Source organism: Mycolicibacter sp. MU0102 (assembly GCF_963378105.1).
GTDB classification, from domain to species: domain Bacteria; phylum Actinomycetota; class Actinomycetes; order Mycobacteriales; family Mycobacteriaceae; genus Mycobacterium; species Mycobacterium holstebronense.
In genome coordinates, this window is record NZ_OY726398.1 from 2,789,925 (window position 1) to 2,808,496 (window position 18,572).

Annotated in this window: 22 protein-coding genes; 4 read left to right on the top strand and 18 right to left on the bottom strand. The window is 67.7% G+C overall.

The genetic code is table 11. The features are described 5' to 3' along the window. Positions 1-678, bottom strand: a complete 678-nt coding sequence (locus RCP37_RS13025; protein ID WP_308483508.1) for a sensor domain-containing protein — start codon at positions 676-678, stop codon at positions 1-3. A 246-nt stretch (positions 679-924) separates the two neighbouring features. On the opposite strand from RCP37_RS13025, the gene RCP37_RS13030 reads away from it, so the two are divergent. Continuing rightward, on the top strand, positions 925-1,650 hold the full coding sequence (locus tag RCP37_RS13030) for a DoxX family protein (RefSeq protein ID WP_308483509.1): 726 nt from the start codon (positions 925-927) through the stop codon (positions 1,648-1,650). Positions 1,651-1,654: 4 nt separating this feature from the next. Here the strand turns inward: RCP37_RS13030 and RCP37_RS13035 are convergent, their stop codons facing one another. Genes RCP37_RS13035 through RCP37_RS13045 form a run of 3 tightly spaced genes read right to left on the bottom strand, consistent with a single transcriptional unit; the run spans position 1,655 to position 4,169 of the window. Beyond that, positions 1,655-2,890: a winged helix-turn-helix domain-containing protein gene (locus tag RCP37_RS13035; RefSeq protein ID WP_308483510.1), complete on the bottom strand. Its 1,236-nt coding sequence runs from the start codon at positions 2,888-2,890 to the stop codon at positions 1,655-1,657. Next, a complete protein-coding gene (locus RCP37_RS13040; RefSeq protein ID WP_308483511.1) occupies positions 2,890-3,372 on the bottom strand; it encodes a dihydrofolate reductase in 483 nt (160 codons plus the stop codon). Before RCP37_RS13040 ends, RCP37_RS13035 begins: the two co-directional genes overlap by 1 nt. Then, positions 3,369-4,169 carry a thymidylate synthase gene (locus RCP37_RS13045; protein ID WP_308483512.1) on the bottom strand — a complete coding sequence of 267 codons (801 nt, stop codon included), beginning with the start codon at positions 4,167-4,169 and terminating at the stop codon, positions 3,369-3,371. Before RCP37_RS13045 ends, RCP37_RS13040 begins: the two co-directional genes overlap by 4 nt. A gap of 96 nt (positions 4,170-4,265) precedes the next feature. Between RCP37_RS13045 and RCP37_RS13050 the strand changes: the two genes are divergently transcribed. Beyond that, the gene (locus RCP37_RS13050) at positions 4,266-5,009 is read left to right on the top strand and encodes a dienelactone hydrolase family protein (RefSeq protein ID WP_308483513.1); all 744 of its coding nucleotides are present in this window, start codon (positions 4,266-4,268) and stop codon (positions 5,007-5,009) included. Here RCP37_RS13050 and RCP37_RS13055 read toward each other — a convergent pair. From RCP37_RS13055 to RCP37_RS13100, 10 genes are read right to left on the bottom strand one after another with little or no spacing between them, the layout of a single operon-like run. Further along, positions 5,006-6,376 carry an MFS transporter gene (locus RCP37_RS13055; RefSeq protein WP_308483514.1) on the bottom strand — a complete coding sequence of 457 codons (1,371 nt, stop codon included), beginning with the start codon at positions 6,374-6,376 and terminating at the stop codon, positions 5,006-5,008. The two genes, RCP37_RS13050 and RCP37_RS13055, sit on opposite strands and share 4 nt — an antisense overlap. Then, entirely contained in the window at positions 6,373-7,407 is a 1,035-nt protein-coding gene (locus tag RCP37_RS13060) for a phosphotransferase family protein (RefSeq protein WP_308483515.1), read from the bottom strand. The genes RCP37_RS13055 and RCP37_RS13060 overlap by 4 nt, the downstream gene beginning before the upstream one ends. Beyond that, positions 7,400-8,176, bottom strand: a complete 777-nt coding sequence (locus RCP37_RS13065) for an SDR family oxidoreductase (RefSeq protein WP_308483516.1) — start codon at positions 8,174-8,176, stop codon at positions 7,400-7,402. The genes RCP37_RS13060 and RCP37_RS13065 overlap by 8 nt, the downstream gene beginning before the upstream one ends. Next, the gene (locus RCP37_RS13070; protein WP_308483517.1) at positions 8,173-9,393 is read right to left on the bottom strand and encodes an acyl-CoA dehydrogenase family protein; all 1,221 of its coding nucleotides are present in this window, start codon (positions 9,391-9,393) and stop codon (positions 8,173-8,175) included. The genes RCP37_RS13065 and RCP37_RS13070 overlap by 4 nt, the downstream gene beginning before the upstream one ends. A gap of 13 nt (positions 9,394-9,406) precedes the next feature. Further along, on the bottom strand, positions 9,407-10,228 hold the full coding sequence (locus tag RCP37_RS13075; protein WP_308483518.1) for an SDR family oxidoreductase: 822 nt from the start codon (positions 10,226-10,228) through the stop codon (positions 9,407-9,409). A gap of 40 nt (positions 10,229-10,268) precedes the next feature. Continuing rightward, positions 10,269-10,940, bottom strand: coding sequence for a TetR/AcrR family transcriptional regulator (locus RCP37_RS13080; RefSeq protein ID WP_308483519.1), 672 nt, complete (start codon positions 10,938-10,940; stop codon positions 10,269-10,271). Positions 10,941-10,949: 9 nt separating this feature from the next. Then, complete coding sequence (locus RCP37_RS13085) at positions 10,950-12,197, bottom strand: DNA recombination protein RmuC (RefSeq protein WP_308483520.1); 1,248 nt, start codon at positions 12,195-12,197, stop codon at positions 10,950-10,952. A 37-nt stretch (positions 12,198-12,234) separates the two neighbouring features. Beyond that, entirely contained in the window at positions 12,235-13,767 is a 1,533-nt protein-coding gene (locus tag RCP37_RS13090) for a class I adenylate-forming enzyme family protein (protein WP_308483521.1), read from the bottom strand. A gap of 10 nt (positions 13,768-13,777) precedes the next feature. Beyond that, positions 13,778-14,227: a hypothetical protein gene (locus RCP37_RS13095; RefSeq protein WP_308483522.1), complete on the bottom strand. Its 450-nt coding sequence runs from the start codon at positions 14,225-14,227 to the stop codon at positions 13,778-13,780. Between the two features lie 46 nt (positions 14,228-14,273). Continuing rightward, on the bottom strand, positions 14,274-14,702 hold the full coding sequence (locus tag RCP37_RS13100) for a VOC family protein (protein ID WP_308483523.1): 429 nt from the start codon (positions 14,700-14,702) through the stop codon (positions 14,274-14,276). A 58-nt stretch (positions 14,703-14,760) separates the two neighbouring features. Here RCP37_RS13100 and RCP37_RS13105 point away from each other — a divergent pair, with 58 nt between their 5' ends. Continuing rightward, positions 14,761-16,230, top strand: coding sequence for an HNH endonuclease signature motif containing protein (locus tag RCP37_RS13105; RefSeq protein WP_308483524.1), 1,470 nt, complete (start codon positions 14,761-14,763; stop codon positions 16,228-16,230). A 13-nt stretch (positions 16,231-16,243) separates the two neighbouring features. On the opposite strand, the gene RCP37_RS13110 is transcribed toward RCP37_RS13105, so the two are convergent. Next, positions 16,244-16,465, bottom strand: coding sequence for a hypothetical protein (locus RCP37_RS13110; protein ID WP_308483525.1), 222 nt, complete (start codon positions 16,463-16,465; stop codon positions 16,244-16,246). 123 nt (positions 16,466-16,588) lie between these two features. On the opposite strand from RCP37_RS13110, the gene RCP37_RS13115 reads away from it, so the two are divergent. Then, positions 16,589-16,894 carry a CDGP domain-containing protein gene (locus RCP37_RS13115; protein WP_308483526.1) on the top strand — a complete coding sequence of 102 codons (306 nt, stop codon included), beginning with the start codon at positions 16,589-16,591 and terminating at the stop codon, positions 16,892-16,894. Between the two features lie 5 nt (positions 16,895-16,899). Here the strand turns inward: RCP37_RS13115 and RCP37_RS13120 are convergent, their stop codons facing one another. Genes RCP37_RS13120 through dapB form a run of 3 tightly spaced genes read right to left on the bottom strand, consistent with a single transcriptional unit; the run spans position 16,900 to position 18,556 of the window. Continuing rightward, positions 16,900-17,301, bottom strand: a complete 402-nt coding sequence (locus tag RCP37_RS13120) for a flavodoxin family protein (RefSeq protein ID WP_308487074.1) — start codon at positions 17,299-17,301, stop codon at positions 16,900-16,902. A gap of 50 nt (positions 17,302-17,351) precedes the next feature. Further along, positions 17,352-17,768, bottom strand: a complete 417-nt coding sequence (locus RCP37_RS13125; RefSeq protein ID WP_373693182.1) for a hypothetical protein — start codon at positions 17,766-17,768, stop codon at positions 17,352-17,354. Between the two features lie 50 nt (positions 17,769-17,818). After that, positions 17,819-18,556 (bottom strand): 4-hydroxy-tetrahydrodipicolinate reductase, encoded by a 738-nt coding sequence (dapB, locus tag RCP37_RS13130; RefSeq protein WP_308483527.1) that lies wholly within the window; start codon positions 18,554-18,556, stop codon positions 17,819-17,821. Positions 18,557-18,572 lie beyond the last annotated feature (16 nt).

Sequence of the window (18,572 nt, forward strand, 5' to 3'; positions counted from 1 at the left end):
TCAGCCGTTCGGCACTTTCGCAGCGATCTGCCTCGCGATGACCACCGCGGTGTCCCTGGGATCCGCACTGCAGGTGTTGACGTCGATCACGACGTTGTTGGCCACGGTCAGCGCCCGCCCGCAGGCCCAGCTCACGTCGTTGCCCGCATTGTCTTGGGTCGCGACGGTGCTCAGCATGCCGTCGGCGTTGACGATCGGACCGGCGCTCCAGATGGTGCCGCTCTGCAGATGGCTGTATTCGTGGCAGGCCGGCCATTGCCGGGCGGCAGCGGCGAAGAACGCAGCGGCCTGCTTGGCCGATGGGAACGCGACGACGGCCTGTTCGGCGAAGTGCTCGAAATTATCGCCCTCGCTGAGCGCCTGTTCCCGCACGCCGGAGTAGCCGCTGCCGGCGTATACCGGCTCCTGCGCCGCGCCGTCGATGGCCAGACACTCTTGAGGCGCCATGGTGGCACTGTCATCCGACAGGGCGGTGTGGGTGCGGGTGACGGCCATATCGGTCGCCTCCATGATCGGGTTGACCTGCTCGGGGGTGAGTAACAGAGCGCGCAGGCCATCCTCGGCGATGGGCGCGGCCGTCATGGTGGTGGTCGGCACCGTCGCTGTGGGGTTCGGCAGGACCTTCAGTTCGTGACTCCCGCAGCCGGCAGCCAGCGCAGCACCCCCGACAACAAGCACCCATGCAGCACAAACCCGCATACGATCACCCCGACATCCCCGACCCGGATCGGTACGCCAGTCATCAGCGCTGCCGATCAGCTCCCGGTCGCCACCCTAGCGCCGTCCGGGAGGCTTCGCCGGTGGCGGCCGGTCCGCCGGCTCAGACGTTTACGTCGTAAGCCCCGACGGGTATCCCGCTCCAAGGCCGCTGCGCAGGAGGCACGCAGCGTGCCGACAGTGATTCCACCGGCGATAGGGAGACCAGTGTTGCTACGGAAGATCGCACGTCCACTGCTCGCAGCGGCGTTCATCGGTCAAGGTGTGGAGGCGTTGCGCCGGCCGCAGCAAGCCGGGCAGGCGGCCCGTCCGGCGTTCGACGGGCTCAAGCAGTTGCCCGGCGAGATAGCGGCCAAGGTGCCGTCCGACGTCGAAGCGTTCGCCAAGGCCAACGCGTTGGCGCAGGTCGGCGGTGGCGTCTTGCTGGCAACCGGCAAGCTGCCACGCATTGCGGCCGCGGTACTGGCGTGCACGGTCATCCCGGGTAGCGCCGGGGCGCACATGTTCTGGACGGAGCCCGACCCGCAACGCCGGGCAGAACAACGCAAAGCGTTCTTGACCGACGTCAGCCTGGTCGGTGGATTGATGATCGCGGCCGCCGATACCGAGGGAAGGCCTTCCCTGGGCTGGCGGGCCCGTCGCGCCTATCGGCGTGCAGCCGACGCGTTGCCCACCGCCTCCGGTGATGCCGCGCTCGAGACCGTCGGCGAGAAGGTCAGCGCGGGCCTGCAGGCCGGCGTGGAACACGGCCGCGAACTCGCCGAGATGGTGAGTGAAAAGGCCGGACCGTTACTGGAGTCGGCCGGCGAACGGGGCGCACAGCTCGCGGAAGTCGCCGCCGACCGCGGAACCGAGCTGGCGCAGGCGGCCCGCGAAGGCGCGACCACACTCGCGGACAGCGCACGCCGGCGTATTCGTCAACACCACTGGTAGACCGTCACGCGGAGCCGGCGAGCCCCCGTCGGCGCAGCTCGGCCACCAGGTCCCCGCGCTCCCCCACCCGAACCTGACTCAATCCGAGCCAGGACGCCATCGACCACAGTTCGGTGGCCAGTGCCCCGGCCACTCGTTCGCGCGACTGCCCCTCTTCGGCGAACGCCCCGACGACGTGCAACACACCCTGTTGCCGATCGGCCTTGAGGTCCACCCGGCCGACCAGCTCCCCGTCCAACAGGAATGGCCACACGTAGTAGCCGTACTGGCGTTTGGCCGCCGGGGTATAGATCTCGATGCGATAAAAGAAGTCGAACAACCGCTGCACCCGAGGCCGGAAGAAGATCAGCGGATCGAACGGGCACAGCAATGCGGTGCCGCGATCGGTTCGCGGAATCGACTGCCCGGCACGCAGGTATGCCGCGGCGTCCCAGCCGTCGACGGCCACCGGTTCCAATTCGCCAGCTGCCACTAACTGCGCGATCGCCGGTTTGACCTGGGCAGCCGACAACCGGAAGTAGTCACGCAGGTCCGCTTCGGTGGCAACGCCCAGGGCGCCGGCTGCGCGGCGGATCAGCTCGCGGATCGCCTCGTCGTCATCGACCTCGACAGCCAGCACCTGCGGTGGCAGCACGTTCTCCACCAGGTCGTAATGCCGAGCGAACCCTACCCGGGTGGCCGTGGTCAGCACCCCGGAGGCGAACAGCGCCTCGGCCACCCATTTGGTGTCACTGCGGTTCCACCACGGCCCCTTACCGGCCCGCCCGGACGCTGACCATTTGGAGGCCAGGTGCTCTTCGATCTCGCCGGCAGTCGACGGACCCAATTGCCCGATCGCAGCGGTGACGTCGGTGACCAATTGCGGGTTGGCCTCCACGATGGCCGAACCCCACCGGCCATGGGGCCACTGCCGCATCCGCCAGCGCAACAGCGGCCAATCCTCGACGGCCATCAGCGCCGCCTCGTGCGCCCAGTACTCGACCAAGAGCCGCGGCGAGCGGGTGCTGTGACTCCACGCGGCTCGATCCAACACGGTGCGGTCATAAGGCCCGAGCCGGCTGAACACCGGCGCGTAGTGGGCGCGTACCGCCACCGAGACCGAATCGAGCTGCAGTACTTGGATGCGGGAGATCAGCCGTTTCAGGTGCGCCCTGGTGACCGCGGCAGTGGGTTTGGGATCCGTGAAACCCTGTGCGGCAACGGCGATCCGGCGCGCCTGCGCGGCGGTCAGCGATACCATCAACGACGGTAGCTGTGGAACCGGTACCGCAGGCCGCTGTCGCTGGACAACCACGGCCCCGACGTGCCATGCCATGACTCGTCCAGCACCGGCGCGACTGCGTCCGCGTCCTGTCGCGGCAGGTCGACGTCGACCTCGGTCACTTCGCACCGGGTGGCCAGCGGCAGCGCCAGCGAATAGATCTGACCGCCGCCGATCACCCAGGTTTCGGCATTGGTCAAAGCGGCGTCGAGCGTCGCAACCACCTCAGCACCCGCGGCCTGGTAGTCCGGGTCGCGAGTCACCACCACGTTGGTGCGCCCGGGCAGCGGCCGCACGCTGGCCGGCAGGGATTCCCAGGTCAGGCGGCCCATCACCACCCGGTGGCCCAGGGTGATTTCCTTGAAGTGGGCTTGGTCTTCCGGCAGCCGCCACGGGATCCCGCCGGCACGACCGATGACACCGCTGGTGGACTGCGCCCAGATCAGAGCAAGCGAGCTCATACCGCCACGGGCGCCTTGATCGCCGGGTGCGGGTCGTAGCCCCGGATCTCGACATCCGCGTAGGTGTAGTCGAAGATCGAGTCACGCGGCGCCAGAACCAATTGCGGATACGGACGCGGATCGCGACTCAGTTGTTCGGTGACCTGATCGACGTGATTGTCATAGATGTGGCAGTCGCCGCCGGTCCAGATGAACTCTCCGACGCCCAGCCCGGCCTGCGCGGCCATCATGTGGGTCAGCAGCGCATAGCTGGCGATATTGAACGGCACGCCGAGGAACAGGTCGGCACTGCGCTGATAGAGCTGGCAGGACAGCTTGCCGTCGGCGACGTAGAACTGGAACAGCGCGTGACAGGGGGCCAGCGCCATCTCGCCGATCTCGCCGACGTTCCAGGCCGAAACGATGATCCGGCGCGAATCCGGGTCGGTGCGCAGCAGGTGCAGCGCAGCAGAGATCTGGTCTACGTGCTCACCGGCCGGCGTCGGCCACGACCGCCACTGCACTCCGTAGACCGGACCGAGATCTCCTGTCTCAGAAGCCCATTCGTCCCAGATCGTGACACCGTGTTCGTTGAGCCAGGCGATGTTGGAGTCGCCGCGCAGAAACCACAGCAGCTCGTAGATCACCGACTTGAGGTGCACCTTCTTGGTGGTGATCAGCGGGAATCCGGCGGCCAAGTCGTAGCGCAACTGGTGGCCGAACAGGCTGCGGGTGCCGGTTCCGGTGCGATCCGCCTTCGGCGTTCCCTCGGCCAAAACCAGCCGCAACAGGTCCTCGTACGGGGTCGCGATCGGCACGCCGCCAAGCTTAGCGGCGATCGCAAGCGCGGCGAAGCCACGCGCCGCGGGTCGCCGCATTGAGTCGGACGTTGACAGCGGAGTACAACGGAGGCCATGCCCACGATCACCGACACCATCACCACGACCGACGGGGACTGCCCCGTTCGCCTGTTCACTCCGGAGGGCTCCGGGCCCTGGCCCGGCGTGGTCATGTATCCCGACGCCGGCGGAGTCCGGGCGGCCTTCGACGAGATGGCCGCCGAACTGGCGAGCTACGGCTACGCCGTGCTGCTTCCCGATGTGTACTACCGGCATCCCGGCTGGGCGCCGTTCGACATGGCGACGGTGTTCGCCGACGCCAAGGAGCGCGGCCGGCTGTTCTCGATGATCGGCGACGTGACCCCGGACCGGATGACCACCGACGCGCAGGCATTCTTCGACTATCTGGCCAGCCGACCGGAGGTGCGCGGGGAGAAGTTCGGGGTTTGCGGCTACTGCATGGGTGGACGTACGTCGGTGATCGTCGCCGGACGCGTGCCTGGCCGGGTGGCAGCGGCGGCGTCGTTCCACGGCGGCGGTCTGGTCACCGACTCCGCGGACAGCCCTCACCTGCTGGCCGATCAGATGACGGCCACCGTCTATGTGGCCGGCGCCGAAAACGACGCGTCGTTCACGAAGGCGCACGCCGCAACCCTGGATGAGGCGCTGAGCGCCGCGGGCGTCACACACACCGTCGAGTTCTATCCGGCCGCGCACGGCTTCGCGGTGCCCGACAACGCGCCCTATGACGCCGACGCCGCGGCCCGGCACTGGGCGGCGATGCGCGACGTGTTCGGCGGCGCGCTCCCAGCCGGTTAGACGTCCACGAGTTCGGCGTCTTTGGTCTCCTGCATCGCCAGCAGCGCCATGAACGAGCACGCAGCCGCAATGGACAGGTAGCCGCCCACCCAGGCCACGCCGTGGCTGGTGGCCAGCCAGGTGGTGATGAACGGCGCCACCGCCGCGCCCACAATGCTCGCCGCGTTGTAGGCGACACCCGAACCGGTGTAGCGGACATTGGTCGGGAACAGTTCGGGCAGCAGCGCACTCATCGGCCCGAACGCCAAGCCCATCAAGGTCATCCCGATGATCAGGAAGGCCAGGGTCACGCCGACGGAGGCGGTCGGTTTCAGGAATACGCCGAAGGTGGTTCCGTACACCATGATTCCGGCGGTGAAGATCAGCAGCAGCGGGCGCCGGCCGAAGTGGTCGGCCAGCCTGCCGACGATCGGCAGCACCGCCACGAAGAACAGCACGGCGATCAGCTGCAGTCCGAGGAACTCGGCGTAGCCATAACCCAGCCCGAAGCCCTCGGGGGGAGGCTTCGCGGTCCCGTAGCTCAGGCTCCAGGTCGTCACCGTGTAGAAGAGCGTGTAGGGCACCACCATCACCAGCGTGCCGATGACCAGCCGGCGCCAGCTGCCCCGCAGCAGCGCTGCGATCGGAGCGCTCACCGCTGCACCGGCGGCTTTCGCCTGCGCGAACACCGGGGTTTCGGTGAGCCGCAGCCGGACATACAGACCGACGGCCACCATGACGGCACTGAGCAGGAACGGAATGCGCCAGCCCCAGGTGAGAAATGGCCCGGTCCCGTCCGCACCGGCAGTGGACTGTCCCAACCAGGTGAACAGGATCAGGAAGATCGTGGTGGCCAGCAGATAGCCCAGGGGCGCACCCAGTTGTGGCCAGATTCCCGCCGTCGCCCGGCGGCCTGGTTTGGCGGTTTCGGTGGCCAGCAGCGCGGCACCGCTCCATTCACCGCCCAGCGCCAACCCCTGGCAGAACCGTAGGGCGGCCAGCAGCACGGGGGCGAGCAGGCCGATGTGGTGGTAGGTGGGCAGCACGCCGATCAGGAACGTGGCGACACCCATAAGTAATAGGGAGACGACCAGGGTGGATTTGCGGCCCAGTCGATCACCGAAGTGACCGAACAGGATTGACCCCACCGGTCGGGCCACGAACGCCAAGCCGAACGTCGCCAGCGAGGCCAACAGCGCCGCAGTGGGATTGCCCGTCGGGAAGAACAGGTGCGGGAAGACGGTGACCGCGGCGGCCGCGTAGACGTAGAAGTCGTAGAACTCGATCGTGGTGCCGACCATCGCCGCCATCGCGATCCTTCGGCGCGGGACACCGTCGACGAGGTCGGTCCCGCCGGCGGCGGCGCCGGCGCGATAGGACGTGCTCATCTGGCGATGCCCGCCTCGTCGGCGACCTCACGCGCCTTGTCCACCAAGGCGTCGATCCACGCGGTGATCGGGGTGCCGGCGGCGGCCTTGTTCGCCGGGTTGTCGAGCACCCGCCGCACGATGCCCTCGGCGATGATCGCGACCTTCCACAGCCCGAGCGCATGCCAGAACTGCAGCGACGCCGCGTCGCGCCCGGTCTCTTCCAGATACACCCGGGCCAGCTCTGCCCGGTCCGGGAAGCCTTCCAGGGTGCTGATGACGAACTCCCCGGCGATGTGCTCTTCGCCGACCTGTGGCCAATACGCCAGCAGGCTGCCCATGTCGGCCAGCGGGTCGCCGAGGGTGGACAACTCCCAGTCCAGCACCGCGATCACCTCCCCGCTCTCCGGTGAGGTGATCACGTTGCGCAGGTGGAAGTCCCCGTGCACCAGCGTAAGTTCCTGCTGCGGCGGCACCGCGGCGGTCAGACGCCGGGTCAGATCATCGAGTGCGGGCAGCTCGCGCGTCTTGGACTTCTCCCACTGACCGGCCCACCGCTTGAGCTGACGCTGCGCGTACGGCTTGTGGCTGGCCAGATCACCCAGGCCGACCGACGTGATGTCGACGGCATGAATCTTGGCCAGCGTCCTGGGCATGGACAGCCCGATCTGTCGGCGCCGCTGGGGAGAGAGCGCCTGCGCCACCGACATCCGGTCGGCAACTACGCCGTCGACGAACTCCATCAACAGCAGCGGCGTCTGTTCTGCGTCGCGAGTCAGCCCGTACACCTTCGGTGTGGGGACGTCGGTGTCGCCCAGCGCCGCCAGGATTCTCGCTTCCCGGGCCACATCGTGGGCCGAAGCCAGCAACGTTCCCAGCGGGGGCCGGCGCAGCACCCAGCTGTGACCGGCGTCGTCGGACACCCGGTAGGTCAGATTCGACTGGCCGATTCCGATCCGCTCGAAGTTCAGCGGCCCGTCCACGGGCAGGCCCAGTTCGGTGATCCACGCGGTCGCGGCCGCCGGATCGATGCCCAGTGGCTCGTCAGCCACCGAGACCGCCTCGGAATCCGGTTGCGTCACCGAGGATCTGACCGCCATCCATGACCAGGGTCTGCCCGGTGATCCAGCTCGCCGCATCAGACGCCAGGAACAGCACCGCGTCGGCCACGTCGACCGGTTCGCCGATCCGGCCCAGCGGTATGCCAGTCGACAGCCCCTGCTCGTGTTCCTTCCACAGCACCTCGGCCAGCTTGGTGCGCACCACGCCCGGGCAGATCGCGTTGACCCGGACTCCCGGGGACAGCTCCAGCGCAAGCTGTTTGGTCACATGGATCAACGCCGCCTTGGTGGCGTTGTACATGCCCATCAGCGGCGCGTAACTCATCCCGCCGATGGAAGCCGTGTTCACCACCACCCCGCCGTGATCGCCCATCCATGCTTTGACCGCGCAGGACGTCCACAGCAGCGGCCCCCACAGGTTGACATCGAAGATCTTGGCGAACCGGGCGTGGTCCTGGTCGATCAGCGGTCCGAACGCTGGATTGGTGCCGGCGTTGTTGACCAGGATGTCGATGCTGCCGAACCGGTCCAGGGTGACGTCGATGCAACGCTGGGCGGCGTCGTCGTCGGCGACGTGGGCGGCCACGCCCAGCGCATTGCCGTTGACCTGGGCCGCTGCCGCGTCGGCGCTTTCCTGGTCGCGTGAGGTCAGGACCACGTTGGCGCCCGCCTCGGCCAGGCGCTGCCCGATCGCCAACCCGATCCCCCGCGACCCGCCGGTGATGATCGCGGTGCGCCCGGTGAAATCCTGTGCCGTCATCGGGCGTCCTCGCGGTACTTGCGCAGTTCCTGGCGGGCGATGGCACGCTTGTGCACCTCGTCGGGACCGTCGGCGAGCCGCAGGGTGCGCAGGTGGGCCCAGAAGCCGGCCAGCGGGAAGTCTTCGGTGACTCCGCCGGCGCCGTGCACCTGGATGGCCCGATCGACGATCTTGAGCGCGATGTTGGGCGCCGCGACCTTGATCGCCGCGATCTCCACCTGCGCCGCCTTGTTGCCGACGGTGTCCATCAGGTACGCGGTCTTGAGCGTCAGCAGCCGGATCATCTCGATGTCGATGCGCGCCTCGGCGATCCAGTCGCGGATGTTGGCGTTGTCGGAGACCGGCCGGCCGAAGGCAACCCGGGACTGTGCCCGCTTGCACAGCAGCTCCAGGGCCCGCTCGGCCATGCCGATGGCCCGCATGCAGTGGTGGATGCGGCCCGGACCGAGCCGGGCCTGAGCGATCGCGAACCCCTCACCCTCCCCCTTGAGCACGTCCTTGGCGGGCACTCGTACATCTTTGAAGTCGATCTCGGCGTGGCCCTCGCGGTCCTGATATCCGAAGACCGGCAGTCCGCGCATGATCGTGACACCCGGGGCGTCGATGGGAACCACCATCATCGACTGCTGGCGGTGGGTGGCGGTGTTCGGATCGGTCTTGCCCATCACGATCATCACCTTGCAGTTCTGGTGCAAGGCGTTGGAGGCGAACCACTTCCGGCCATTAAGGACGTAGCCGTCACCGTCGCGCGCCATCGACAGCTGGACGTTGGTGGCGTCCGAGCTGGCCACCTGCGGCTCGGTCATCGCGAAGGCCGAGCGGATGGTGCCCTCCAGCAATGGCTTGAGGTATTTCTCCTTGTGTTCGTCGCTGCCGAACAGCGTGAACACCTCCATGTTGCCGGTGTCCGGCGCGTTGCAGTTGCAGGCTTCCGGGGCCAGATGCGGGCTGCGGCCCATGATCTCGGCCAGCGGCGCATATTCGAGGTTGGTCAGGCCCGGCCCCCATTCACGGTGGGGGTGGAACAGGTTCCACAGGCCGCGCTCACGCGCTTGGGCCTTCAGCTCCTCCAGGATCGGGGGCTGGAAGTGCGGGTTGCCGGCTTCGGCCATCTGCGTCTCGTAGACCGCCTCGGCCGGGTAGACGCATTCGTCCATGAATGCCAGCAGATCGGTCTGGTATTTCTTTGCGCGCTCGGATATTTCAAACAGGGACATACAGGCTCCTCACCTAGGAATTTTCGGAGTCGAGCAGGCCGCGCTGGTAGCGGCGCATGCCGCGCAGCCAGCGGTCGTAGTCGCCTGCCTTGTGCCGGAACATCTCCAGCACCACCGGGTGCGGCAGGATCAGGAAGCGCTCGTCGTCGATGGCAGCGAGCACCTCGGCGGCGACGTCGGCGGGTTCCAGAACCTCGCCTGCGGTGGTGACTGCGCGGGTGGCCAGATCGCCCAGCGGGTCACCGGATTGTTCACCGGCGTAGAGCAACTTGGTGTTGACGCCCATCGGGCACAGGCAACTGACCCGCACGCCCTGATCGCCGTAGGTGATGTTGAGCCATTCGGCGAATCCGACCGCCGCGTGCTTGGTCACCGAGTAGGTGGCAGCGCCCAGTTGGGTGAGCAGTCCGGCGGCGGATGCGGTGGAGACGAAATATCCTTCGCCGCGGCGCACCCAGTCGGGGATCAGCAGCTGTGCGGCACGGATGTGCGAGCGCAGATTGACGTCGATGGCCTGGTCCCAGTCGGCTTCGCTGGGCAAGCCGGGGGCGCCGGTGATCCCGGCATTGGCGAAGTAGAAGTCGACCGGTCCGTAGCGCTCCTGCGCCAACACGATCAGTTCCCGGATGGTCTCGGTGTCCGAGACGTCGCCGCCGCGACCGACCGCAGCACCGGGATACGCGGCGTTGATCGCCTCGGCTACCGCCGTCGCTGCCTCCGCGTCGAGGTCAGCCACCACCACGTTGGCTCCGGCCTCGGCCAGCGCCGCGGCCAGTGCTCCACCGATGCCGCCACCGCCACCGGTGACGATCGCGACCCGCTCGGCAACCTTCATAAGCAACGTCCCCGTTCTTCAGTTCGCAACAGCAGTGACATTAGTTGAACCCGATCTCATGTTCGTTTTTGCCGGTGCGGAATTGCAAGGCATTGGCCCATAGTCGGGTGACCGTGGCGACCAGGGCCTCGAAGTCGGCACCCGACCCGTGCGCGGCCTCCTCACCCACGAAGGTGCCGTACGCGAGCCTGCTGACCATCCCCGACAGCGCCCGCGACGCCAGCAGCGGATCGACGTCGGCGCCGGCGATGCCGCGCGCCTGCAGATCGGCGATGCCCGCGGCATTGCGTTGCACGAACGCGTCGGCTCGTCGCGCACGGAAAGCACGGAATTTCGGATCGATCTGGGCCACTTGTTCGAGCAGTCCCATCAACTGGGCATTGCGCCGATACGCCTCCAAGTAGGCGCGATTGCTCGCCTCCAGCACGGCATATGGGTCGTCGGAATCGCTCACCCGGCCCATGCCCGGATGCATCATGTCCTGCTGGGCCTGTTCGAGGACCGCGGCGAAGATCTCCTCTTTGTTCGCGAAGTAGGTGTAGAACGACCCGGTCGCACACCCGGCGGCCTTGGTGATGTCGGTCAGCTTGGCATCGAGGTAGCCGTCGCGCTCGAAGACCTTGCGGGCCGCGGCGACCAACCCCGCCCGGGTGCGTGCCCCGCGCACCGTCGCCGGCAACTGGCGGGCCGGGGCGGCCGGGACGGCATCCATCCGGGCAGCCTAACTGAATTCGATGTCAACTTCACTGACTTCTTCGGCACCGACGCCGAGCTCGCCGAGCATGGCTTCGGCCTCCGATTCGGGCAGCGATTCCACCCCACGCAGCTTGCGTTCGATGGCGCGGGTACGGACTCCAGCGGTGTCGATGGTGTTGCGGGCGGTGTCGAGTTGCTTGCGGGTCTTCTCCAGCACCGCCGCGAACTTCCCGAACTCGGTCTTGACCGCGCCCAGCACCTGCCAGACCTCGCTGCTGCGCTGTTCGATCGCCAGCGTCCGAAAACCCATGCGCAGGCTGTTGAGCAGTGCCGCCAGCGTGGTCGGGCCGGCCAGGGTGACGTTGTACTTGGCCTGAATCCGCTCGAACAGCCCAGGCTGGCGCAGCACCTCGGCGTACAGACTCTCGGTGGCCAGGAACAGGATCGCGAAGTCCGTGGTGTGCGGCGGCTCGAGGTACTTGTCGTGGATATCGCAGGCCTCGGCTTCGATCCGCCGGATCAGCGCCTGGCGCGCAGCGGCCTCCCCCACGCTGTCGGCGTGTTCCTGCGCGTCGAGCAGGCGCTCGAAGTCCTCACGCGGGAACTTGGCGTCGATCGGCAACAGCACCTCGCGGGCTCCGGTGGCGCCCGGCAATCGGATCGCGAATTCCACCCGGGCGTTCGAGCCCGGCACGGTGATGACGTTGGTGGCGTACTGCTCGGGCGTCAGTGTCTCGGCAAGCAAGGCGGCCAACTGGGTCTCGCCGAAGATGCCACGGGTTTTGACGTTGGTCAGCACTCGCTTGAGGTCGCCCACCCCGGTGGCCAGGGTCTGCATCTCTCCCAGCCCCCGCTGCACGGCTTCCAGTCGCTCGGAGATCTGCGTGAACGATTGCGCGAGACGGGTTTCCAGCGTGGCCTGCAGCTTCTCGTCAACGGTGGCGCGCATCTTCTCCAGTTGCGCGGTGTTCTCGGTCTGCAGGCTCCGCAGCTGCCGATCCAGCGTGGCGCCCAGTTTGTCCTGCGTGCCCTGCAGGGTCGATCCGAAGCGGTGCAGGGTCAGCTGCCACTGGTGAAAGGCCTGGGCGAGTTCGGCCCGCCCGGCATGCTGCTCTTCACGCAGGGTCCGCTCCACCCGTTCACTGTCGGCGCGCAACGCCGAGAGCTGCGCGGGCGAGATCGCCCCGCCGGCGGGGCGCACCAGCACCACCACCTGGAGGATCACCGCCAGCAGCGCCAGCGAGGTAAGGAGGATCAGCAGTGCTGTGTCCATGCCGGCAAGGTAACGCGCGCCACCGACAAGTCCGGAGTTACCGCAGCGGCGCGCCCCATTGCACCTGATCGCGCAGCTGCGCCTTGAGCAGCTTGCCGCTGGCGGTGCGCGGCAGCGCTTCGGTCACCACGGTGATGTACTGCGGCACCTTGAAGTCCGCCAGTTGGCCGCGGCAGTACGCCAGTACTGCGGCCACGTCGACCTCGCGCTGGTCGCCGATCAGCACCGCGCCGACCTTCTCCCCCATCACCTCGTCGGGCACCGCGAGCACACACGCGTCGGCCACACCGGGCGCCGACAACAGGGCGGCTTCCACCTCGACGCTGGAGACGTTCTCGCCGCCGCGATTGATGATGTCTTTGAGCCGATCGATGATGTGCACCCGGCCGGCGCCGTCGACACGCACCACGTCACCGGTGTGCAGCCAGCCGTCGATGATGGTGGCCGCGGTCGCCTCGGGCCGGTTCCAGTAGCCCCGCATCACATTCGCACCGCGTACCACTAGTTCACCGGTACCCGGATCGTCACCGAGTGGTACCACACCGAGGTCTCCCGACGGCACGGCGTAGCCGACCGAGTCCGCGTGCGCCACCGCGTCGGAGTCCGGCAGTACCGTCATGAGCGAGGCGGTCTCGGTCATGCCGTAGCCGTTGAACACCGTTGCCGCGCCGAATGCCTCGCGCAACGCGCGGACCAGCGCGGGTGCTGTCGGCGCACCGCCGTAGCCGACCCACCGCACCCCGCTCACGGCGACCGCGGCAAAAGCTGGATCCCGCAGCAGCAGCGAGTAGATCGCCGGCACCGTCACCATCGATGAGATCCGTTGCGCGGGAAGCATTGCGATCAACTCGGGAAGATTCAACGACGGCATGATGACCGCCGTTCCGCCGGTGTAGGCGGCGACCAGTAATTGGGAGTTGCAGCCGGTCACATGGAACAGCGGGACCGAGATCAGCGTGCGATATTCCTCGCCCAAGGCCCGGGTCCGACCCAAGGTGCGCATCATGTTCTCGGCGTTGGTCACAAACGCCTCGTGGGTGGTGGGCACCCCTTTGGGGCTGCCGGTGGTGCCGGAGGTGTAGAACAGCGCCGCGGTGTCGCCGGCTTCGAGGCCGTCCACCACATACGGTTGGCCGTCGGGCAGTGCGACCCCGGGCGCCAGGTCCACCCGAACGCCGGCATCGGTGAGCACGAAGTCGACTTCCGGTGCGGCCGAACGGGTGTTGACGGCCACCGGTATTCCCCCGGCCATCAGAGTTCCCCAGAACGCCAGCACCCAGTCCAGTCCCGCAGGGTAACGCAACGCGACCCGGTCGCCGCGTGCCAGACCGTCGGAGCGCAGCCCGCCGGATACTCGCGCGGCCCGTTGCCACAACTGCCGGTAGGTCAGCCGGTCGCCTCCGAGTTCCACCACGGCCTCACCGTCGGGGCGCTGCTCGACCTGTTCGCTCAGCACATCGAGCAGCGTCGCCGGCAGCCGCTCGTAATGGGCGACACCGCCACGGTCGCGGATTAGCCCGGTCGCCGGAAAAGGGTTGTGGTGCCGCGCGATTTCGACGACGTGCATCATGACCCGCCCGTCATCGCCGGCGTCGCCAGTTGTGCGTCACCACCCGCAGCGTCCCGCGCAGCGCGTAGGCCGCGGACACGAGGCAGGCGAGGATCAGCACGATGAACATCGGCAGCCAATTGCCGCGGTCGTGGTTGATGTGCCACCAGACGTAGGTGAACAGCACCGAGGAGACGAAGAAGACCACGTCGCGCCAGTTGCCCTGATAGGACAGCGCCGCGGCCCGCAACGCCCTCGTTCGGTCGGAGGCCGCAACCAAATCATCAACGCGCTCGTCGATGGTGCGCTGCAAATCCGCTCGCCGCTGCGTCTGCTCGGAGGGAAGCCGGTCGAGCAGGTCGAGGTCCTGTTTGATCAGGGCGCGTACGTCCGGGCCTTTCAGCTGCCCGGCGGCCGCGGCGAACAGGGCTCCGCCGAAGACCGGTGCCGCGCCCAACGCCATGCTCAGCAAAGAGGGCATCGTGGTGGGTGTTCCTTTCCCGTTACGTCTCGGCCACCCTACGACGTCAGCCCAGATTTACCGTGCCATCGGGCGCGATCCGCCAGCCGGGGTTGTGGGCGATCTCCCAGATCAGTCCGTTGGGGTCTTGGGTGTGGGCGTGGAACACGCCGCCGAATTGGCCGGGTTGCGGCGGCTTGATCACGGTGCCACCCGCGGCGGCCATGGCGTCGGCGAGTGCGATGACGGCATCGGGGCTGTCGACGTTGTGCGCGACGGTGACCCCGGAGACCCGGGAATGATCGCCGGGCAGCGCCAGGTCTTGGTTGAACTTGTCGGCATCGAAGAAGCCCAGCACCTGGCCCGGCGCCGTCTGATAGAAGACGATCTCACCCTCGACGTCCAGCAGGGGCCGCCAGCCCAGCGCGCCGTAGAAGTTCCTGGTCGCGTCCAGATCGGTGGCCGCGACCGTGACGAAGTGCACCTGTTGCTCCATGCGGCCGAGCCTAGAGCGGCGCAGCATTGTGTCAGACCCCCTAGCTAAAATCGCACGTATGTTCGATTCGAACAGGCTGGAGCCGGAGTCCCTGGCCGAGGCGGACGACAAGGCCCTGGTAGCGGCCATCTCGGAGTGGGCCCGGGCAGAGGCCGCCGCCTCGGCGCGCCGCCTGGCCGCCATCGGCGAACTGGTCGCTCGGCGCACCCGCGGCTCCGATGCGGTGAACCGGTCGCGCTGGTCATGCGACTACTGGGATGCCGCAGCCTCCGAGGTCGGCGCTGCCGAGCAGATCAGCCACGGGATGGCGTCCTCGCAGATGTATCTGGCCACAGCGCTGCGGGAACGGCTGCCGAAGGTGGCCGCACTGTTTCTCGAGGGGGCGATCAACAGCCGGCTGGTCGCCACGATCGTCTGGCGCACCACGCTGATCACCAACCCCTACCTACTGAACGCCGTCGACACCGAACTCGCCGCGATCGCCACCGGCCTGGGGCCCCTGTCGGCGGCCAAGACCGCGGCCGCCATCGACGCCCTGATCGACCGGCACGACCCCGACGCCGTCCGGCGCCAAGAGCGCGACGCCCGCGGCCGCGAAATTGTCGTCGACACCCGCAACAGCGAAAACGGCACCACCGGCCTATGGGGCCGACTGTTTGCCACCGATGCCACCGCACTCGAACGGCGCCTAACCCAACTGGCCCACACCGTCTGCGACGACGATCCCCGCACCCTGGCCCAACGCCGCGCCGACGCCCTCGGCGCCCTGGCCAACGGAGCCGACACCCTGGCCTGCGCCTGCGGCAACAGCGACTGCCCGGCTGCCGGCGCCGACGCCCGCGCGACCAACGTCACCGTCTACGTCCTCGCCGACCAGACCGCGCTGAACACCGCGGCCGATCCGCGATTCGGCAACGGCCAAGAGCCGTCAACCGTCCCGGCCGACAAACCCGCAGCGCGCTCCGGGCAGATCATCGGCGGCGGCACCGTGCCCGCACCGCTGCTGGCCCAGCTCATCAACAACGGCGCCACCGTCAAACCGCTGCGCGACCCGGCCGACCTGCCGGCCGAACCGCACTACCGGCCCTCGACAGCGTTGGCCGCCTTCGTCCGGGCCCGCGACCTCACCTGCCGATTCCCCGGCTGCGACCAGCCCGCCACCTACTGCGACATCGACCACGCCGTGGCCCACCCGCATGGAGCCACCCACCCGGCCAACCTGCGCTGCCTATGCCGAAAACACCACTTACTCAAGACCTTTTGGACCGGCCGCAGGGGCTGGAGCGACCGTCAGCACCCCAACGGCACCATCGAATGGACCAGCCCCACCGGCCACACCTACACCACGCAACCCGGCAGCCGCCTGTTGTTTCCCAGCCTGTGTCTGCCGACCACCGCGCCACCGGCCAGGGCTCCCTCGTCATCGGCAGATCGCAGCCTCATGATGCCTACGCGCAAGCGCACCCGCATCCAAGACCGCGCCCACCGCATCAACAGCGAACGCGCTCTCAACAAGGCGCCACCCTGACGAGGGTGGGCACCTAGCTCTTGAAGGGCAGGATCTTATTGAGCTGGTCGAGTTGCTTACGCAAGTCGTGGATCAGCGCGGTGCCCCTCGCGGTCTGGGCCACGGCATAGATGCCGTCCTGATGCTGGGCCAGCTCCGCGATGTTCTCGTAGGCGACGCGCGCAGACTCCAGCGTGCGCGCAAGCAGGTCCGTGGTGGACTCCGTCGTGGACGCGGTGTCTTTTGCATGGGTCACGGCATCGCAGCCTATCGCCTCACGATAGGAACTGCGAGAGAACCGCGGGCATAATCTGCGACAAACATCGGCCGCGTCCGGCATAGTCACTCGACAACACGACGCGATGAGAAGGGGTCGACCGTGAAGCGCTACCTCACCGGGGGCCTGACCACCGCGCTGGCGGCCACCGGGCTGGCAGCCGGGTGGCTGATCGCCTCGGCGCCGGCGGCCCAGGCAGGCTGTCAGGACAACCCGCTGCTGTTCTTCTCCACCGCCCAAAAGTGCGACGGTCCGGTTCAGCCCGACGGCAGCTGGCAGCGCTGCGTCATCTACTACTACGAGCCGCCGAAATCACCGCCCTCACAGCAGGACTGCCACTCCATGGGGCCAGGCCGGGATTACCCGTTGCACTCGTTCTACATGCCGGAGAACCACATCGACCCGTAGTGGGCTCAGTCCATCAGCTGCGCAGCCACCGTCGCGCCCAGCTCCCAGCACGCTTCCAGTTCAGGCTTGCCGGGCTTACCCGACACCACCACGTAGTCGGCCGCTTTGACCCATCCCAGCCCCGTCGTGATGGAGTCGACGGCCCGTTCGGCGCCCTCGGTTCCCTCGTTGCCGTGCAGGTAGAGGCCGAACGGCCGGCCGCGGGTCGAATCCAGGATCGGGTAATAACAGACATCGAAGGCGTGCTTGAGCGCGCCGCTGATGTAGCCGAGGTTGGCCGGGCTGCCCAGCAGGTAGCCGTCGGCGGCCAGCATGTCGCTCGGCGACACCTCGAGCGCGGCGCGGCGCACCACGTCGACGCCTTCGATCTGCGGGTCCGTCGCCCCGGACAGCACCGCCTCGAACATGGCCTGGCAGAACGGCGAGGGCGTGTGGTGCACCACCAGCAGCGTCTTGCTCACTGCTGCGCCTGCAGCGTGACCGCGGTCTTCATCGCCTCCCGCGCGCGTCGACGATCGCCGGCGAACTCGTAGGCCCGGGCCAGCCGGTACCAGCGCCGCCAATTGTCGGGGTCGGCATCGAGTTCGGCACGAACCGTGTGGAACAGGGCATCAGCGGCGTCACGTTCGATGCGTCCGGATGGCCGCCGAGGTAAGGCGCCGGGGTCGAGTTCCATGCCGTCCTCGGCGATCAGCCGCGACAGCCGTTGGTGGGCGAATCCGTCCCGCAGGGTGGCGATCATCGCCCACAGCCCGATGAACGGCATGATCAGCAGTGCCAGCCCCATCCCGATCGGAGCGACCGAACCGGAGGCGATCAGCAGCACCGCGATCCGGCCCAGAAACGCCAGATACATCAGCAGCGCCAGGCACATGAAGGCGATGAGCACCTTCACCCGCGTGGCCGGCGACACCTTGTTCACGACTACTTCAGGTCGAGGAGGGGTTCGATGCCGATCGTGAGTCCGGGGAACTCGGCGATCCGGCGCACCGCCAGCAGCACCCCGGGAACAAACGAGGTCCGGTCGATGCTGTCGTGGCGGATGGTCAGCGTCTCCCCCATGGTCCCGAACAGCACCTCTTGGTGAGCGACCAGCCCGGCCAACCGGATCGAATGCACCGGCACACCATCCACGTCCGCGCCGCGCGCTCCGGGTAGACCGGTGCTGGTGGCGTCGGGGTTGGGCGGCAGTCCCTTTCGAGCTTCGGCGATCAGCGCGGCGGTGCGAGCCGCGGTACCCGACGGCGCATCGGCCTTGTGCGGGTGGTGCAGCTCGATGACCTCGACCGATTCGAAGTATTTTGCGGCCTGGGTCGCGAAATGCATCGACAGCACCGCTCCGATGGCGAAGTTGGGTGCGATCAGCACCGCCGAACCGGGCTTGGCCTCGATCCAGGAACGCACCTGGTCGAGCCGCTCCTGCGTGAACCCGGTGGTGCCCACGACCGCGTGGATCCCGTTGTCGATCAAGAACTTCAGGTTGTCCATCACGACGGCGGGATGGGTGAAGTCGATCACGACCTCGGTGCCGCTGTCGGTCAACAAGCTCAGTTCGTCACCGGCGTCGACCGCCGCAGACAGGGTCAGATCCTCCGCGGCCTGCACCGCCGCAACCATGGTGGCGCCGACTTTGCCCTTGGCACCCAAAACCGCTACCCGCATGGCTGCCACCCTAACG

Excerpts from the sequence above, each read along its gene's own strand:
- RCP37_RS13035 (WP_308483510.1), bottom strand. The coding sequence starts at position 2,890 with ATGGTATCGCTGACCGCCGCGCAGGCGCGCCGGATCGCCGTTGCCGCA.
- dapB (WP_308483527.1), bottom strand. The coding sequence starts at position 18,556 with ATGCGGGTAGCGGTTTTGGGTGCCAAGGGCAAAGTCGGCGCCACCATG.
- RCP37_RS13105 (WP_308483524.1), top strand. The coding sequence starts at position 14,761 with ATGTTCGATTCGAACAGGCTGGAGCCGGAGTCCCTGGCCGAGGCGGAC.
- RCP37_RS13065 (WP_308483516.1), bottom strand. The coding sequence starts at position 8,176 with ATGACGGCACAGGATTTCACCGGGCGCACCGCGATCATCACCGGCGGG.
- RCP37_RS13085 (WP_308483520.1), bottom strand. The coding sequence starts at position 12,197 with ATGGACACAGCACTGCTGATCCTCCTTACCTCGCTGGCGCTGCTGGCG.
- RCP37_RS13120 (WP_308487074.1), bottom strand. The coding sequence starts at position 17,301 with ATGTTCGAGGCGGTGCTGTCCGGGGCGACGGACCCGCAGATCGAAGGC.
- RCP37_RS13070 (WP_308483517.1), bottom strand. The coding sequence starts at position 9,393 with ATGTCCCTGTTTGAAATATCCGAGCGCGCAAAGAAATACCAGACCGAT.
- RCP37_RS13075 (WP_308483518.1), bottom strand. The coding sequence starts at position 10,228 with ATGAAGGTTGCCGAGCGGGTCGCGATCGTCACCGGTGGCGGTGGCGGC.
- RCP37_RS13100 (WP_308483523.1), bottom strand. The coding sequence starts at position 14,702 with ATGGAGCAACAGGTGCACTTCGTCACGGTCGCGGCCACCGATCTGGAC.
- RCP37_RS13040 (WP_308483511.1), bottom strand. The coding sequence starts at position 3,372 with ATGAGCTCGCTTGCTCTGATCTGGGCGCAGTCCACCAGCGGTGTCATC.
- RCP37_RS13090 (WP_308483521.1), bottom strand. The coding sequence starts at position 13,767 with ATGATGCACGTCGTCGAAATCGCGCGGCACCACAACCCTTTTCCGGCG.
- RCP37_RS13095 (WP_308483522.1), bottom strand. The coding sequence starts at position 14,227 with ATGCCCTCTTTGCTGAGCATGGCGTTGGGCGCGGCACCGGTCTTCGGC.
- RCP37_RS13050 (WP_308483513.1), top strand. The coding sequence starts at position 4,266 with ATGCCCACGATCACCGACACCATCACCACGACCGACGGGGACTGCCCC.
- RCP37_RS13080 (WP_308483519.1), bottom strand. The coding sequence starts at position 10,940 with ATGGATGCCGTCCCGGCCGCCCCGGCCCGCCAGTTGCCGGCGACGGTG.
- RCP37_RS13125 (WP_373693182.1), bottom strand. The coding sequence starts at position 17,768 with ATGTGCCTGGCGCTGCTGATGTATCTGGCGTTTCTGGGCCGGATCGCG.
- RCP37_RS13055 (WP_308483514.1), bottom strand. The coding sequence starts at position 6,376 with ATGAGCACGTCCTATCGCGCCGGCGCCGCCGCCGGCGGGACCGACCTC.